The organism is Saprospiraceae bacterium (genome assembly GCA_016716185.1).
Classification (GTDB): Bacteria; Bacteroidota; Bacteroidia; order Chitinophagales; family Saprospiraceae; genus Vicinibacter.
The window spans coordinates 1,057,591-1,075,013 of sequence record JADJWV010000002.1 but is presented as its reverse complement, the minus strand read 5'-3'; the positions used below and the strand labels follow the sequence as shown (position 1 = coordinate 1,075,013).

Genomic DNA, 17,423 nt, shown 5'->3' with positions numbered 1-17,423 from the left:
AGTCAAATCTGAGATTTCAATTTTTTTGTTATAAAATAAAAAATTATCAATCCAAAAAATACGGCTGCTGCAATCCATGCATACTCCGGATACAAATAGATACAAGTTATGCACACAAATAAATAACCGAGTATAAAAATTCCTGGAACCCAGGGATACAGTCGCATGGCATATATTTCTTTGAAATTAAATTCCTTTGCGTTTTTTCGCAAATAAAATATCGTGGCTGCTGATGCTGCCATTCCAATTGAATCCAGGATCATTACAAATCCCAGAATTTTGTCAAAAGTCTCTGCATACAGGGTGATCAACATAGCAGCCGCAGCGAAAACAGACAAACTCACAACAAAAACTTTGCTTACGGGATGCTGCTTTTTAAATATTTCCGGTAAAACCCCATCCGAACTCATGGCATACATGATCCTCGGATTGCTCAGGAGATTGACATTCACGTATGTAAAAACAGCCAGCACCAGCAAGCCTGTAAATATTTTCTCACCCGCAGGTCCCAACAATTTGAAAATTACCAACGAAGCTATTCCACTCGAAGATTTCAGCTCTTCAAACCCGATGACTTTAAAATAACTGTAATTAATCAACATGTACAAGACAATCACTGCACACATTCCTATGATGATCCCTTTAGGCATATTGGTTGGAGCATTATTGACTTCTTCGCCAAAATTGATAGCATGCTGGTAACCCCCATATGTAAAGGATACCGCAACCAAAGCGGCACCAAATGCCCATATGTAATCTGTAAAAGTAGCTCCCTGACTTTCATTTGTAAACCCATTGGAATGTACGTGAGTTTCCGGAAAAAACAAGGCAGAAATGATCAACAGGATCATGGCAATTTTTAACAACATCAGTGCATTTAATGCGTTGGAACTGAATTTCAGTCCTTTCAGATTAACCATATAAAATAAAGCGATGGAACCCATTGCGATCCATGTTTTAAAGGCAGATCCGGGAATATCATCAAATAACAACGAACATAAATAATCGGATCCGATCATGGAAACCCCACCCAAAGCAGCGGCATTTGAAACCAGGATCGTACCATTCATGGCAAACGCCACAGATGGATGATAGGCCACCGAAAATATTTTATAATAGCCACCTGTGACCGGGTACCTCGATCCTATTTCCGCATAAGTCAATGCCCCACATAATGCCATCAATCCTCCTGCAATCCAGGCCGCAAAAAACATTTGTGGGTCGAGAGCCGCTTTGGCACTAACTGATGCCGTCTTAAAAATACCCATCCCAATCACCAGACTAATGACGACAATGCTTAGGGAAAATAAATTCAACTTATTTTTTTCTTTGAATTGCATAGTTTAGCTGATAAAGTGCAGGTAAGTTAGAATAAATTCGTCAGGACCAAACTATGAATCGTTCTAAGCCCGTTTTAAATTATTATACGCTACCCTATTTGCCGAAATTCGGAATACTTTGGTTTTTAAAATCAGATTGGCACTCTATTCCCTTGCAGTCCACCCGAATGAAGGAAAAATATTTTTTTGTATGCATGCAGGTTTTGGGCTTTGCTGAAAGCAAGCAATAATGGCCCGGTATAAACGCGATCCAGCGGAATGCCAAACCGGCTTTGGAAACTTGACATAAATTCAGAAAGTTCATCATCAAGCGCAGCAAATTTATGTTCATCCCTATGATTCAACCAGATGAACCTTGGGTGCTTTTCAAAACGATAAACACCCGATTTGACAATTCGCAAACCGGCAACATTTATTTTAGTGGTTCCTTCCAAAATACCTTCAATGCTGGTGCCTGTGCCACAACCACACAAAATCAGTTGGTCGCTTCGATCAAAATCTTTGGGATATTCATCCAACATTTGCTTAATACCTTGAATACCCAAAGCACCTCCACCACCTTCAGGGATCCAATAGTATTTGCGATTTTCTATTTCAATAAAATCATCTGTCGTTTGTCTGAAGTCCTGAGCTCTGATTCTCGAAATGGGTTCACAAGTTGAATTCCATTTTTGACAGTCGGTTATAGTCGGAGATTTCAACCAATCCCCATGTCCATAGATGAAACACAAGTTTGGAATGTCCAATAAAAAGCAGGCAAAACTGAGTGCATGCATGTGATTCGAATGGGCTCCGCCCATACTCGCGATCCCATCAAAATGTTGCGTAAAATAGTATTTGAGATGCTCCGCTAATTTTCTCCATTTGTTGCCGCTTATAACAGGATGTATAAGGTCGTCGCGCTTTACGTGCATTGTCAAACCGATTTCATCCCATTGAAAAGTTTGCAACGGAGATGGCAAAACGAATTGCTGCTTCAGATCATCCAGAGATTTGCTCGATTCCATTTCCACCAATTATGAATCCGAAAGTTTATCTCGCCAATTTAAATTCAATGGGCAGTTTAAATAATACACTGACATTTCTCCCTTTGTTTTGTCCGGGCATCCAATCGGGAATTAATCTCACGACCCTTAATGCTTCGGCATCGCAAACCGGGGTCAGTGATTTTAATATTTTGGGCTGCCGGACCCGTCCATATTGATCTACTACAAAACCAACGACCACGATTCCTTCTGTTTTTTGAGCGACTGCTTCCTTAGGATAAATTAATTTGCTGTGTATAAACCAGGATAAGGCATGATTACCTCCCGGATACGAAGGCATCACGTCGGCAAAGTCGAATGCATAATCTCCGGAAGTCTGACCTCCGGTATGTTCTGATTCTGCCATGGAATGCTGATTGACCGAATCCGTTTTTTCTGTCTCCGTGATTTTTGATTGCTCACGTACTACAGGTAATTCTTCCATTTCTTTAACAACCTTGACCTGAGTTGCTTGTTCTGGCTTTTTCTTAATGACTTCCTCCTTAAAACTTTCTGCACGTGGTGTGGCAGGAGACAGTTTTGGCAATAAAAATTCTGGCGGAGTTTCAAGTATAACTTCTGTCATCCTTGTCATGGGCGTAAAATCCCGATTGTATTTGAGAAATGGCAGACAGATTATCAGAAAAAAGATCGCATATGCTGCGAACATTCCAATAAGCTTATTGCGAATATAATTATTGCGCAAAGTATAAGCCCCGTAATTCCTGTTTCTGGAATTGAAAATAATATCTGTTAACTCCCCTGAAAATGGCAAGGAAGCCCTAAAAAATTGAGCAATCCAATTTGGAATTTTCATGTATTCAAATGAATGAATCCAGCGTTTAAACACAAGATTACTGCTGAAAATTGTTTCCGCGGTTGCGTAAAAATTTCAGAAATAATGTCGGCCAGGATTTTCAATAGTATAATTACGCTTTTTCAAACAACCATTTAATAGGTTGTGTTTGATTGAAAGGCAATAATTCTTTCTTTATATTAAAATTATTCTTAATATGATTAAGGATTTCCTCTGTATCATCAGATACCAGGAACAAATTCCGGTCAATTGGAGAAATGGTTTCATGCCGTTCCATGGCTTCCAGAAAATCGAGTAATTCCTTGTGAAATTCTTTGCCGTAAATGATGATTGGAAAGTGAATCAGCTTTCCCGTTTGAATCAAGGTCATGGCTTCAAAAAACTCATCCATGGTGCCAAACCCCCCTGGAAAAACGATAAAAGCGTATGAGTATTTGATCAAGATGGTCTTTCGTGTAAAAAAATACTTCATGTTGACCCATTGATCCAAATATGGATTGGGAAATTGTTCTTTTGGTAACTCAATATTGCAACCGACACTTTTCCCACCAACCGACTTTGCTCCTTTGTTTGCTGCCTCCATTATGCCTGGTCCTCCACCCGTCATGATGGTAAATCCCAATTTTGCCACCTCTGCTGTAATCGCTTCCGCTTTTTTATAATAAGGATGCTCGCTGCTGAATCTTGCCGATCCAAACACTGTAACACAAGGACCTACAAAATAAGTTTTCCGTATTCCCTGAAACAGATCCCAAAATACATCCCAGACAAAACGAAGTTCAGAAATGCGGCTCATCGGACCATTCAGATATTCAATATTCCTGATTTTGCGAATCGGTTCCATAATTTAATTTAAACGCAAGGATAAAAAAAATTAAGCCCTTCTGGCTAATTTTTATAAATTGCATGCAATCATGGCTTATGGATGCAAATAAAACAATGGCAAAAGTGGTTTTAGGCAGCTCAAAAATGGCTGATACGCTGATTCCTTCGGAAATCATCAAATTGGCCAATGAAATTCAGCTTAAAATGCAATCGGGTGAGCAGGTTTTTAATCTCACTATAGGGGATTTTGACCCCAGGATTTTTCCTTTACCTGAGCTTCTTACCAAACTCATTATTCAGGCTTACGCAGATCATCAGACTAATTATCCAACGGCTAATGGTATGGCGGATTTAAGATCCAACCTATCCCGGCATATTTCTGAACGGTTAAATTTGGCCTATAAGCCGGAAGATATCCTGGTAGCCAGCGGAGCCCGTCCCCTGATTTATGCCGTTTATAAAACTCTGCTGGATCCGGGAGATAAAGTTATTTATCCGGTACCCTCCTGGAACAACAATCATTATTGTCATCTGAGTGAATGCAACCCTATAGAAATCGAGGTGGATTCAGAACAAAACTTTATGCCTCACGCGAGGGATATTGCTTCGCATTTGGAAGATGCAACTCTGATCGCCTTATGTTCTCCACAAAATCCAACAGGAACTGTATTTTCAAAAGAAGCCCTGTATTCGATCTGTAAGCTCGTTTTACTTGAAAATAAGAGAAGGGCCGGCCATCAAAAACCGCTGTACATCATGTACGATCAAATTTATTGGGAGTTGTGTATGGATGGAGTTCAACACGAGCATCCTGTCCAGCTCGAGCCCGGACTTAGAGATTATGTGATCAGTATAGACGGCATGTCCAAATCGTTTGCAGCAACTGGAATCAGGGTTGGCTGGGCATTCGGCCCCAAAGATCTCATGGCTAAAATGCGGGCCATTTTGTCCCATATCGGAGCCTGGGCTCCAAAACCCGAACAAGTGGCTACTGCATTGTTCTTAAATGAAAAAAATGCAATCCAGGACTATCTGAATTGGTTTAAATCAGAAATTGAATTCAGATTGACAAGTCTATACGAAGGATTGACTGCTCTTCGCAATTCTGGTTATCCAATTGAAGTCATTCGTCCACAGGCGGCTATATACCTCACGGTAAAAATTCCCTGGAAAGGCCGGAAGACAAATCAGCGGGTTCTCCATTCGCAAAAAGAAGTAACCGAATACCTGCTTAATTTTTGCAAAGTTGGATTTGTGCCTTTCAAGGCATTTGGTTCATCCGGCGACTCAGAATGGTACCGGATTTCTGTCGGCACCTTGCGCCGGGATGACATTCCTTTAATCCTGAATGCCTTAAAAAACGGCATGGATGAATTCACCGAATCCTGAAATGACCGTTTTAAATCGATAAATTAATTTCACATTTTCATGGAACATCCTATGCATAATTTACACGCGGTGATCATGGCAGGAGGCGTGGGCAGCCGGTTTTGGCCATACAGCAGAAATTCGAAACCCAAACAGTTTCTGGATGTATTGGATTGCGGACAAAGTTTGCTGCAATTGACTTTTGCACGTTTGAGTGCTGTTCTTCCTCCAAATCAAATCTGGGTGGTCAGTCATATTGATTATTCAGAATTAGTAAGCGAACAACTTCCCGAAATCGATAGTCAAAGAATCCTTTTGGAGCCCGGTAGAAAAAACACTGCGGCATGCATTATGTATGCTACCCGTTGTATAGAATTAACGGATCCAGAGGCTTCCGTTTTTGTAGTGCCTTCCGATCACCTGATCCTTCATACCGAAAATTTCAACAACGCGGTTGCAGCCGCAACAGATTTCGTCAACCACCACAGTGACAATTTACTCACTTTCGGAATCAAGGCATCGCGTCCGGATACTGGTTACGGCTACATCCAATTTGAAAACGAGCCCGTTTCAAATGGAATTCACCAGGTGATACAATTTGTCGAAAAACCGGATTATGAAACAGCCCTCCGGTATTTGTCTGCAGGTAATTATGTCTGGAATTCAGGAATGTTCTTGTGGAAAAACAAATGCATCCGCGATCTGATGAAAAAATATGCAATCGAAATATTCAAGCTGTTTGCAGAATTTCAACCCGGCGATGACCTGGCCAGCATTTACAATAATTGCCCTTCCATTTCTATCGATTATGCAGTCATGGAAAAAACAGACCAGGCCTTTGTTTTGCCTGTGGATTTAGGCTGGACAGATCTCGGAACCTGGGCATCACTGTACGAATACCACCAAAAAGACGAACAACAAAACGTTGTGATTGGCGATGGCATATATTATCTGGAAACGAACAATTGTTTGTTCAGGAATGAAGAACAAAAAATTATTGCAAGCCTGGGTATCAACAATCTGATTGTGGTCAACACACCCGATGCGTTATTGATTTGTGATAAAAATAAAGAGCAATCTATCAAGCAACTCGCAGGAGAACTTCAAAAGAAATTTGGAAATACCTTTCTTTAAATTATTCCAGTTTTGAGAATTGTCTTAGGCAAAGATTTCTTTTGCGCTAGGCACCTCAAAATGTCGATTTGGATATCAGGGTTCATAAATTCATATCGGGAAGAAGGACTGGGGTTAAGGCAAAGTCTACGATTAGCTTTTACAAGCATGGAGTCTCAGAAACAAAAATGAATCGCGATTGTCCGACCTTTCCAAGGTCGGTTTCCTGGTTGTGTTCTCGTGAACGGGATCTGATCCCTCTGGGATCAGATATGTATTTGGATAACTTTTGATTTGATGCGGTTGAAATTGATCGTTCTCCACCAAATTGCAGAAAGGTCGAGGATGAGGAATAGTGAATCGCGATTGTCCGACCTATCCAAAGTAGGTTTCCTGGTTGTGTTCTCGTGAACGGGATCTGATCCCTCTGGAATCAGATATGTATTTGGATAACTTTTGATTTGATGCGGTTGAAATTGATCGTTCTCCACCAAATTGCGGAAAGGTCGAGGATGAGGAAAAATGAATCGCGATTGTCCGACCTATCCAAAGTAGGTTTCCTGGTTGTGTTCTCGTGAACGGGATATGCTCCCTCTGGGATCAGATATGTATTTGGATAACTTTTGATTTGATGCGGTTGAAATTGATCGTTCTGCACCAAATTGCGGAAAGGTCGAGGATGAGGAAAAGTGAATCGCGATTGTCCGACCTATCCAAAGTAGGTTTCCTGGTTGTGTTCTCGTGAACGGGATATGCTCCCTCTGGGATCAGATATGTATTTGGATAACTTTTGATTTGATGCGGTTGAAATTGATCGTTCTGCACCAAATTGCGGAAAGGTCGAGGATGAGGAAAAGTGAATCGCGATTGTCCGACCTATCCAAAGTAGGTTTCCTGGTTGTGTTCTCGTGAACGGGATATGCTCCCTCTGGGATCAGATATGTATTTGGATAACTTTTGATTTGATGCGGTTGAAATTGATCGTTCTGCACCAAATTGCGGAAAGGTCGAGGATGAGGAAAAGTGAATCGCGATTGTCCGACCTATCCAAAGTAGGTTTCCGGGTTGTGTTCTCGTGAACGGGATATGCTCCCTCTGGGATCAGATATGTATTTGGATAACTTTTGATTTGATGCGGTTGAAATTGATCGTTCTCCACCAAATTGCGGAAAGGTCGAGGATGAGGAAAAGAATATGTAAGGTTTTTTTTTTATAATATCTAAGCTGATATTGGGAAAAAAAAGGGGGCAATTTAAAGCTACCCCCTTTTCTATTATGAAAACTTTAATTTTATTTCATGATCACCAATCTATGCACACTTGTTCCCGAACTCGAAGTCACTTTGACAAAATAACTTCCTCCGCGAAGCGAAGTTGCATCCCACTTGTGAATTCTGGTTTGACTCATCATTTGCGCAACCGGTTTGCCATCGAAGCTAAATATTTCAATCTGAGTTGTTGCCTGTGGACTGGCCTGAGTCTCAAAGTAAACTTCATTTTCCGCTGGATTGGGGAATATTCTAAAAATTTCTTTGCGATTATCCCGGTTGTATTTATTCAACACATGACCGAATGGAACCTCGTGAATTTTATCATCCAACAAGCTTTTCGTGTTGGTTGTGTGTTCGGGACATTCCACCGGAGACTGTACTTCAATGTATTGTACTCTTGTCAAGGCATTGGTACCGTTTGAATTTTTTACAGTGAGTTTAACGGCATATTTTCCAGCAGAATTAAATGTAACCATAGGATTCTTTTCCATCGAAGTAGCCGGAGCCCCCGATTCAAATTGCCAATCCCATTGCACAACATCCACACTGGACTGATCCTGGAAATTTACTTTTAGAGGAGGACAACCCTTGATCGTATTCGCTGTAAAATTTACTTTAGGTATCAGGTAAACTGCAACTTTCTTAATGAGCGTATCAGTACCGCAAGAATTTTGTGAGATCAATCGTACATTGAATTCACCTTCCACCCCATAGTCCATTTCCGGATTCTGCAGGAAGCTTGCGCGGCCGTTTCCAAAATCCCAAATGTAATTGGTTCCATCCACAGTATTGTTGGTGAAGAACGCTTTAAATCCGACAATGGAAACACCAAAATCAACATCCGGTTTTGTTCTTGCCTCGATGAATTCACTTTTGACAACGGAATCCGAATAGAAAACATTTTTGGCAACCAGTTTTACATCGTATTTTCCTTTTACAGTGTAAGTCACTGTAGGATTAACATCGGTGCTGGTCGAAGGATTTCCACCAGGAAAATACCAGATATAATCATTCGCGGCAATCGATTGATTTTGAAAACTTACCTGATAAGGCACACAACCCGATTGCTTGTTCGAACTGAATGCAGGTGTTGGAACCACTCCGATGATTAAGGTAGTTCTTGCCGTATCGGTGCCGCAATTATTGATCGCAACATACGTGACTTGATAAGTTCCCTCCGAATATAAATGAGTTGGATTGGCTTCTGTGCTGATCATGTTATCGCCAAAGAACCACATGTGTGATTTGGCATGTCTGGATGCGCTTGTAAAGTCAACTTGTCCTACGTTGACAGATTGAGAAAAAGATGCCACCGGAATACTGTCAATCACCACAAATTCTTTTTTGGTAATGGAACTATTAAACCTCGAACTGTAAACTGTCAGACGCACATCGTATTTGCCAGGTAAGTCGTAACGCACCACCGGATTTCTTTGGGTTGAAACACTGGGAACACCTCCGGGAAAATCCCACTGGAAAGTTTTTGCGTTTGGAGAAGACATGTCTTTGAAGTGAATGTTACCCGGGGCACAGGCACCGATCGTATCTGCATCAAAATCAGCTGTAGGTATACTTTCAATTTTTAAAGTTTTCTTAATGGTATGTTCCCCACAATCGTTGACCACTCTCAATGTAATTTCATAGGTGGAATCTGTATAAAATTCGTGATATGGATCAGACTCTTCGCTGAATTCACCGTCGCCAAAATTCCAGAAATAATCGACAGCACGGGTAGACTGATTTATAAAAAATACTTCCCTACCTTGAATTCCCCATGAAAAATTTGCAACCGGTTTATCGTTAATTTCAATGTAGTCGACTTTTGTAATCAAGGAATCGCAACGATGATTACCCGCTTCGAGAATTACTGGATAAATTCCAGCTTGTTTGTAGATCACTATTGGGTTCTGTAAATTAGAGGAATCTGGCATTCCCCCGGGAAATTTCCATTTCCATATCGTGGTATTGAGCGAATTGTCTTTAAATTTTACAGTAACAGGTTGGCATCCATAAGTGATGTCCGCACTAAATTCTGGCACAGGAGCCGATGAGTTGGGACAAATTGTCAAACAATTGCCTAAAAACTGTGCATCTCTCACATAATCATTCAATGCATCTTTGGACAGAAAAGACCAAATTGTAGAACCATTGGGGAGTCCTGGAGACATGATTGTTCCACCCACAAAAGGATCATGAACCATATTGAAATTATGCCCTAACATATGTGCCTGGAGTTGAAGGTAAGCATCCTGCCTGCCTCCAAGAGCCATAAAATCGCTACACACATTGTATGAAGTTGCCGGATCGCAGATAGCAGCCTGAAACGCATCTCCTACTTCCCCGTTAAATCCATTGAATTTGGATGTCCAAAGTGTTGCCACATTATATTGTGAACCTGAAAAAATAGTTGGTGCATCCACTGCAAATTGATTAAGCATGGCATTCGCTGTATTCAAGTTTAACCAAGGGTCTTTTCCTGGATCATCCGCAACATAAATTCCCGTTGGCTGGAATACATATTCATTTTCAAATTCGTCATCAAATACGGTTTGTACATCTGCTAGTACCGTCAACATTTGGTTTTCTGTATTTGGAACGCTGGATCCATATTTTCTGTACATGATATTGTCTGCGGCCAAACAAATTTTAACATCTGCACAAGGGTTGCATGGTCGAGGTGCCATACTGTTTATTTGTCTTTCAATTTCCTTATGCACTTGATGTTGCTTAGCAGATTCATAATTATGGCAGACTATTGGAATTTCATTCCTAATCACATCAGATTTCCAATACCCAATAAACTGTGGTGATGCAGGCACTGTTGATAAAATGTCAAATGTGCTCAGCGGTTCAATGTAAAATACATCATGTTTATCATCTATTGCCATTTTAATAAAACCATCGGCAATATACAATCTTACTTCAGATTGATTATTGTCTTTGATAAATCCTTTAAAAGTTCTGAAATCTTTTCTGGCTTCGAGTTGCTTAATATTTCCAAATGAGCCCGCATACCTTTTGAAATTAGCAGGTAAAAAAGAATACTCGAACAGCTCCAGATCCCATTTATATCCAGGAATAACAAATTGAAAATATTCAACATTCCCCGGAGTTCCATCTATCTGTCGGACCAGTTTAGCCACATCAATAGTCAGGAGTTGGCAGGAATTTAGGTTTTCATTCATTCCCGGAATCATCTTCGTATTTAGTGGCTCCATTGAAATGAGTTGTCCGTGTAAAATATGAGCCGCGAAAAAAAAGATTATTATTATTTTAGACATTTTTAAATAGAATTGAATTTGTTAACGGATTTAATGAATACCAACTTTGAGAAAAATCCAACAGAAGGATTGTTATTAATGCATATGAGCAGTTCAATTCAGTGGACACCATCTCAAAATAAATTATTTATAATTCCATGAATTATTTGTTTTACAAAAGGATCAATTTAATCACAAAGCTGTTTTTGGCCGAACTGAATTTAACAAAGTAATTTCCGGCTTCAATATTTTTCAGTGCAATCGATTCCGTTGACTGTTTCAGGATCTTATTAAATCTGGATTCACCACCAAGATTAAAGATCTCTATTTTAACAGGATTCACATCGGATGCATCAGACCAGACAAAAAACTGCCCGTTACTTGGATTCGGAGCTAAATAAGGCTCTACTTCTACCCGATTATTTTGCTGAGATCTTTTCTCCACACCAGAGCCAAAAGGATGCACGTTGATATCGCTATTCAGCAATGATCTGTCCCCTTTTGGAAACTCCGGACACAGCACAGGAGAAAGCACGTGAATGTATTGGAGTCTTGTAAGTGCATTTGTACCATTGGTATTTTTAACGGTAAGTTTGACCGTGAATTTTCCGGAATTTTTAAATACCACTTTCGGATTTTTTTCATTGGAAACTGAAGGTTCGCCTTCCTGAAATTGCCAATCCCATTCAATCACATCTATGGAAGATCTGTCGAGGAATTGCACCGTCAATGGTGGACAACCTCTCAAGGTATCTGCAGCATAATTAACTTTGGGAATCAGATATACGGCAATTTTTTTGTCAAAGGTATCCCAACCGCATTCGTTTTGAGTAACCAGTCTGATGTTGTATTCGCCCTCAGCACCGTATTCGTGTTCCGGATCTTTATCAAAACTGATCTGATTGTCACCGAAATCCCAGAAGTAATTCGTACCTAAAGTGGATTGATTGGTAAAGAATACTTTAAATCCTGCAATGGAATTTACAAAAGTAGATGTAGGCGTTTGATTCACTTCTACAAATCCAGCTACTCCAACTGAATCTGAAAACAATGGATTGTAAGCAACGAGACTTACATCATACGAACCAATGGCATTGTAGGTTACAACCGGATCTTTATCTGTACTGGCACTTGGATTTCCTCCAGGAAAATACCACTTGAATGCAGTGGCTGCGGCAGTTGATGTATTTTGAAACTGAACCTGATAAGGGATGCAACCTTTATTATTACCAACCTGAAAACCAGCAATGGGTTTTTGTCCGATGGTAACCTGCGCAAATGCAGTGTCTGAACCACAGGCATTGATACTGACATACATTACATCATATCGACCTTCCGTATAATTGTGACTGGGGTTTGGATCAGTGCTGGTATTGTTGTCTCCAAAATTCCAGAAATGCGATTTAGCATAACGGGCCAGACTGGTAAAATCAACCTGATTTCCATTGGCATTGAAGTCGAATTCTGCATCCGGTAAACTATCGATGGTGATGTAAAGTTTCTTGGTAAGCGCATGATCAAATCTTGAAGCATACACTGTGAGCCTCACATCATAGACACCAGGATTATCATATCGTACAACTGGATTAACTTCAGTAGAAACACTTGGAGATCCCCCTTTGAATTCCCACTGCCATCTTTTTACATTATTGGTCGATCTGTCGAAAAATTTGATAAATTTCGGTGCGCAACCACCGGTTGTGTCGGCTTCAAAATCCGCTACAGGAATGCTCACGATGCTTACATTCCTTTTAAAAGTATGCATTCCACAATCATTTTTTACCCGCAAAGTGATTGTATAAGTAGTATCGCGGTCATACACATGGAATGGATTGGCTTCCTCACTTGTATTTCCATCGCCAAAATCCCAAAAGTATTCATCTGCGCGTTGTGACTGGTCAATAAAAAATACTTCCTTGCCCTGCTGACCAAAACTGAATGAAGCAATGGGCACATCGTTGATTTCTATATAATCTATTTTAACTTCTTCAGCTTCGCACCTTGAATTCTTTGCTTTTAAGGTGACTTCGTATCTTCCAGCTACCCTATAAATAACTGTAGGGTGTTCAGCTGTGGAGGATGAGGGCATACCACCCGGGAATGACCATTCCCATTTGTCCGTATATTGAGAGAGGTTCGTAAATTTAATGGTAACAGGCTGACATCCATAAGTAATATTGGCTGCAAAATCTGCTGTTGGTGCCTGGGTTCCTGGACAAATTGATAAACATCCTGTGTTTAATAAATCATTTATATTAACAAAATTATTCAAACTGAATACGGAGTTGGCAGACCAGCGGGTACTTCCGTTGATTACAGGAGCCATAATTGTGGGAGAAATATCAGGGTCATGTTGCATACTCCAATTATGACCCAATTCATGTGCTTGAAGCGTAAGATAATCTCCTAATCTGCCTCCTGCAAGATTGAAATCGCTACAAACATTATAAGGTTGAGCCTGACATACCTGTGATAAGTATGCAACACCAATAACACCGGTCATATACTTGGCAGACCAATTGGTAGCCACTGCATAAGCAGATCCGTTAAAAATGGTTGGTGCAACACCCGCAAATGTTTCTAACTGCTCAAATATATCCCGTATCCCGTTCCATGGATCGCGTTGAACATCATCGGCAACAAATGTACCTGTAATCTGATATTCATATTGGTGTTGAAATTCATTATCAAATACGGTTTGGACGTCGGCCATAATTGTGAACATTTGATTTTCAACATCTGCTACAGTGAGGTATTTACTAAACATGGTATAATCTGCTGCAAGTGCAATTTGTACCTCAACGCATTTTGGACAAGGGGGCATCCTTAACTCGTTTTTTTGTTTGGCGTCAAAATGTTGATGGCTTTCCTGTATTTTTTGATCTAACAATTCAGCTCCGCATGTAAGACCTTTTATTGGGTTTACATCTGATGAATTATAAACGATAAATTGGTGTTTGCCCGGATGCGATACTGACCAATTTTCCCGATTTAATGGTTCAATAAAAAATCTTTCCTTTCCGTCATCCACCATTAACTTGAAAAAGCCATCTGCAAGAGAAAGTGATAGATAAGATTGTGAATTGCCCTTAATATGGCCCTTAAAAGTTCGAAAGTCCCTTCTTTGCGACAATCTTTTCGGATTTTTTGCGTCAGTCGTATTTCTTACGGCATTTGGTGCCAAAAGTGTGTATTCAAAAAATTCTAAATTCCAGCTGTAATCCTGCGTTCTGATGATGAGTTCTTTTACATTTCCGGGAATTGCATCGATGGTATTTCTAATTTTCTCAGGTTCAATAGTTACCAAATTAAATTTCTTAAGATGTTGCTTTGTGAGTTGATCTACGTCTGCCTGAAGTGGTTTAAAGAGGATAGATTGACAAAACACCAAATTCGTAACAAGACCAACAAAGACAATTGTGAATACTTTTTTCATAACCGATTTCTTTAAATTCCTTACCTTAATTAGAAACAAATTAAATATTATTTTATGTATATATAATTGATTAAAAAATAAATAGATAAAATTGAGTGTCGCCTCATCGGACCGTTAAATGTAACATTAAATTACAGATTCTCCAAAACTTTAACACTACTTAAATTTTGCCATACCAAAACCTCAGGCATACCATTCCAGGTATTTGCTAAAATCCCAAAATAAAATTTGTTATCGTAGCCAGATCCTATTTATCGGTTCTAATGATCCTCGAAAACAGGCTGATTTTATTATTGGTGAGAAAATTGATAAACAGCTTGAACCAGGATTGGTGTGATTTTAAGTGATCGTAATATTCCGGAGCCATGCTCTTGAGATCCGGAAGTTTATTCCAGGGTATGGCTGGAAAATCGTGATGTTCGTTGTGATATCCAACATTGAAGGATAGTTTGTTGAGTACGCCATAGTAGCTATAGGTTTCCTGCTCATCGTCTTCGGTAAGATAATGTTCCTGTACCCATCTTGCTCCGAGCGGGTGTAAACCCACCGAAAAACTAAAGCTCAACGCCATATAAGCCAAGGCTTTCCAACTCAGAAAGTAAACTATTGCAAACCCAAAAGCAATCTGCGTTGCAAAATTGACGATCGTCCAGGCATCAAATGCCCTGGTAGAGCGTATCCTGAAAATGCGGATTGCCTGAAATATGGGAAACAAAAGCAACCACAGGCATTTCATGAAGAAATTGGAGTCGATCAATTTGGCCTCCCACCGCGACGGAAGATCAGAATCCAGATCATAAATTCCCTGAAAAGCATGGTGCTTCAAATGGTATTTTTCAAAGGATATATAGCTGGGTAACAAATGAGGGAAATTGGCAACCAATCCAAGCAAGCGATTGGCCGTATGGCTTTTAAAAATTAATTGGTGACTGCATTCGTGAATCATTACAAATAGTGCATGGCTGATGAAAGCACCAATCAAATAAGATGCAAGCAATATGGCAATCCACGACGCATCGGCCAAAAAATAAGCCAATACAACCTGTGCGGCAACCAGACCGACCGTGATCGGGAATGTCATCAGATTTTTACCAAACAAGGTCTTTACCTGTGGGTATTCTTTGAGCATTTTACCTGCACGGGCGGCATGAGGGGCGCTGCTTTCACTTATATGAAATTCTTGAATAATATTGGGATTTGAGCTCATTGTATTTAAAATTTAATGTCAATTAATTCAGTTTGAAAAAATTAGATCGCCTCAATTTGGCTGTAAGATATGATGAATTTAAACAAATCTCCATTTTTGAAAGCCCGAAAGCCTAACGCACTCACCCTAAAATGAACATAAAAGCGCATTGAAATACTAACTTTTAGATCAAAAGCAATCTGTGCATGCGTTAATTCAATTTATAATTTCTTTTTATATAAATTAGGCTTATATTCGTTCAATTATTCACCAAATTCAAATCAAATGAAAAATCAGATCTTTTCCTTTCTAGGACTGATGTCCGTTTTATTTTTCCAATGCGCAGCCCCAGCCGAAGCTCCAAAGCCCATCGATATGGCAGCTTTAAAAACAGAAATCCAGGCCATGGAGGATGCTTTTGCAGCCGGAGAAAAAGCCAAAGATGCTGCAGCCGTTGCGGCTTATTACGCAGATGATGCTGTGAGTCATAGTCGCAATGAAGAGCCTACAGTAGGAAAAGCGGCGATTCAGGAACGAATTCAAAAAAGAATGGCAACCGATACCAGTGGAAATTACAATGTATATGCTGTAGTAGATCTGTTTGCAGAAGGCAACATGGCTGTTGAAATCGGATCCTGGACAGAACACAATGCTGCAGGTGAAGTACAAGATAAAGGACATTACATGTCTTATTTCGAAAAAAGAAATGGAAAGTACGTTTGTGTAAGAGATATGAGTGTGAGTACCATGCCTATGAAAAAAGAAGGAGAAGCTTCAGGAGAAGCATCTGCGCAATAATTAAATTAGCGTCAAAAACTTATCGGGAGTTTCATTTATTGAAGCTCCCGTTTTTTTATAAAGAACTTTGGTTATCCGCACCGGTTAGAAAAAGACCAAGGACATCTTATTTCTTCCTGATCTTAATTTAAGCCACCACAATATTCACTCCATCCAAAAGGTCAACATGCAGCAGCGCTCATTTTCACATGAATATGTAAAGTTGCACTTGTCAGGCATACTGTTTTAAGATATAGTTTTGTGAGAATTATTACCATTTCAAAAGCATCGTGTTAAAAGTTGCCATTTACGAAGATAATGTCGGACTCAGAGAAGTGCTGGTGTCTGTTATTAAAAATACCGAAGGGTTCGAGCTTGCTGGAGAATTCGGGAATTGCCTTGACATCATTGAAAATACAAAAGCATTTCAACCTCAGGTCATTCTCATGGATATAGATATGCCCTGGAAATCAGGCATCGAAGGTACACGGGAAGTTAAAAAGGCTTTTCCCGAAATTGAAATCATCATGAACACGGTTTTCGACGACGATAACCGGATCTTTGAAGCGCTCAAAGCGGGAGCTACCGGTTACATTCTCAAAAAAAATTCGCTTAGCTATCTTGTCAACAGCATAAAGGAAGTCGCTGAAGGAGGAGCACCTATCAGTCCATCCATTGCAAGAAAAGTGCTCGATATGTCTTTCAAAAATAAAGACACTTCGTCTTCTGCATTTAACCTGACAGAAAGGGAACTTGAAGTCCTAAACTTTCTTGCCAAGGGTCTCAGCTATAAAATGGTCGCAGAAGAAATCCATCTCAGCATCGACACAGTCAGAAGTTATGTCAAACGCATCTATGAAAAACTTCACGTACACTCGGTCACCGAAGCCGTTCATAAAGTATTTATTGACAAAAAACAATAATTTTGTCAGCAGTTGGTGATCAGATCTTTTAGTCTGCTTCGTTTCCAACCTTACAGATTTTCATTGTCTATTCCAAGCATCAA

Annotated in this window: 11 protein-coding genes; 4 read left to right on the top strand and 7 right to left on the bottom strand. The window is 39.9% G+C overall.

Annotated elements, in window-relative coordinates:
- Positions 1-2: 2 nt before the first annotated feature.
- The 4 genes from IPM34_05915 to IPM34_05900 form a co-directional block, all read right to left on the bottom strand.
- Positions 3-1,340, bottom strand: coding sequence for an APC family permease (locus tag IPM34_05915; GenBank protein MBK8955077.1), 1,338 nt, complete (start codon positions 1,338-1,340; stop codon positions 3-5).
- 131 nt (positions 1,341-1,471) lie between these two features.
- The gene (locus IPM34_05910) at positions 1,472-2,347 is read right to left on the bottom strand and encodes a hypothetical protein (GenBank protein ID MBK8955076.1); all 876 of its coding nucleotides are present in this window, start codon (positions 2,345-2,347) and stop codon (positions 1,472-1,474) included.
- A 25-nt stretch (positions 2,348-2,372) separates the two neighbouring features.
- Positions 2,373-3,182 carry an energy transducer TonB gene (locus IPM34_05905; GenBank protein ID MBK8955075.1) on the bottom strand — a complete coding sequence of 270 codons (810 nt, stop codon included), beginning with the start codon at positions 3,180-3,182 and terminating at the stop codon, positions 2,373-2,375.
- A 112-nt stretch (positions 3,183-3,294) separates the two neighbouring features.
- On the bottom strand, positions 3,295-4,026 hold the full coding sequence (locus IPM34_05900) for a TIGR00730 family Rossman fold protein (GenBank protein ID MBK8955074.1): 732 nt from the start codon (positions 4,024-4,026) through the stop codon (positions 3,295-3,297).
- 95 nt (positions 4,027-4,121) lie between these two features.
- On the opposite strand from IPM34_05900, the gene IPM34_05895 reads away from it, so the two are divergent.
- Positions 4,122-5,396, top strand: a complete 1,275-nt coding sequence (locus IPM34_05895; protein ID MBK8955073.1) for a pyridoxal phosphate-dependent aminotransferase — start codon at positions 4,122-4,124, stop codon at positions 5,394-5,396.
- A 39-nt stretch (positions 5,397-5,435) separates the two neighbouring features.
- A complete protein-coding gene (locus tag IPM34_05890; GenBank protein MBK8955072.1) occupies positions 5,436-6,509 on the top strand; it encodes a mannose-1-phosphate guanylyltransferase in 1,074 nt (357 codons plus the stop codon).
- A 1,269-nt stretch (positions 6,510-7,778) separates the two neighbouring features.
- Here the strand turns inward: IPM34_05890 and IPM34_05885 are convergent.
- The 3 genes from IPM34_05885 to IPM34_05875 form a co-directional block, all read right to left on the bottom strand.
- Positions 7,779-11,039, bottom strand: coding sequence for a PKD domain-containing protein (locus IPM34_05885; GenBank protein MBK8955071.1), 3,261 nt, complete (start codon positions 11,037-11,039; stop codon positions 7,779-7,781).
- A gap of 151 nt (positions 11,040-11,190) precedes the next feature.
- Positions 11,191-14,454: a PKD domain-containing protein gene (locus tag IPM34_05880; GenBank protein MBK8955070.1), complete on the bottom strand. Its 3,264-nt coding sequence runs from the start codon at positions 14,452-14,454 to the stop codon at positions 11,191-11,193.
- Positions 14,455-14,701: 247 nt separating this feature from the next.
- Positions 14,702-15,661, bottom strand: coding sequence for a fatty acid desaturase (locus tag IPM34_05875; GenBank protein MBK8955069.1), 960 nt, complete (start codon positions 15,659-15,661; stop codon positions 14,702-14,704).
- Between the two features lie 264 nt (positions 15,662-15,925).
- Here IPM34_05875 and IPM34_05870 point away from each other — a divergent pair, with 264 nt between their 5' ends.
- Together IPM34_05870 and IPM34_05865 are read left to right on the top strand one after the other, a co-directional pair.
- Complete coding sequence (locus tag IPM34_05870) at positions 15,926-16,438, top strand: DUF4440 domain-containing protein (protein ID MBK8955068.1); 513 nt, start codon at positions 15,926-15,928, stop codon at positions 16,436-16,438.
- 266 nt (positions 16,439-16,704) lie between these two features.
- Positions 16,705-17,340, top strand: a complete 636-nt coding sequence (locus IPM34_05865; protein ID MBK8955067.1) for a response regulator transcription factor — start codon at positions 16,705-16,707, stop codon at positions 17,338-17,340.
- Positions 17,341-17,423: the final 83 nt, after the last annotated feature.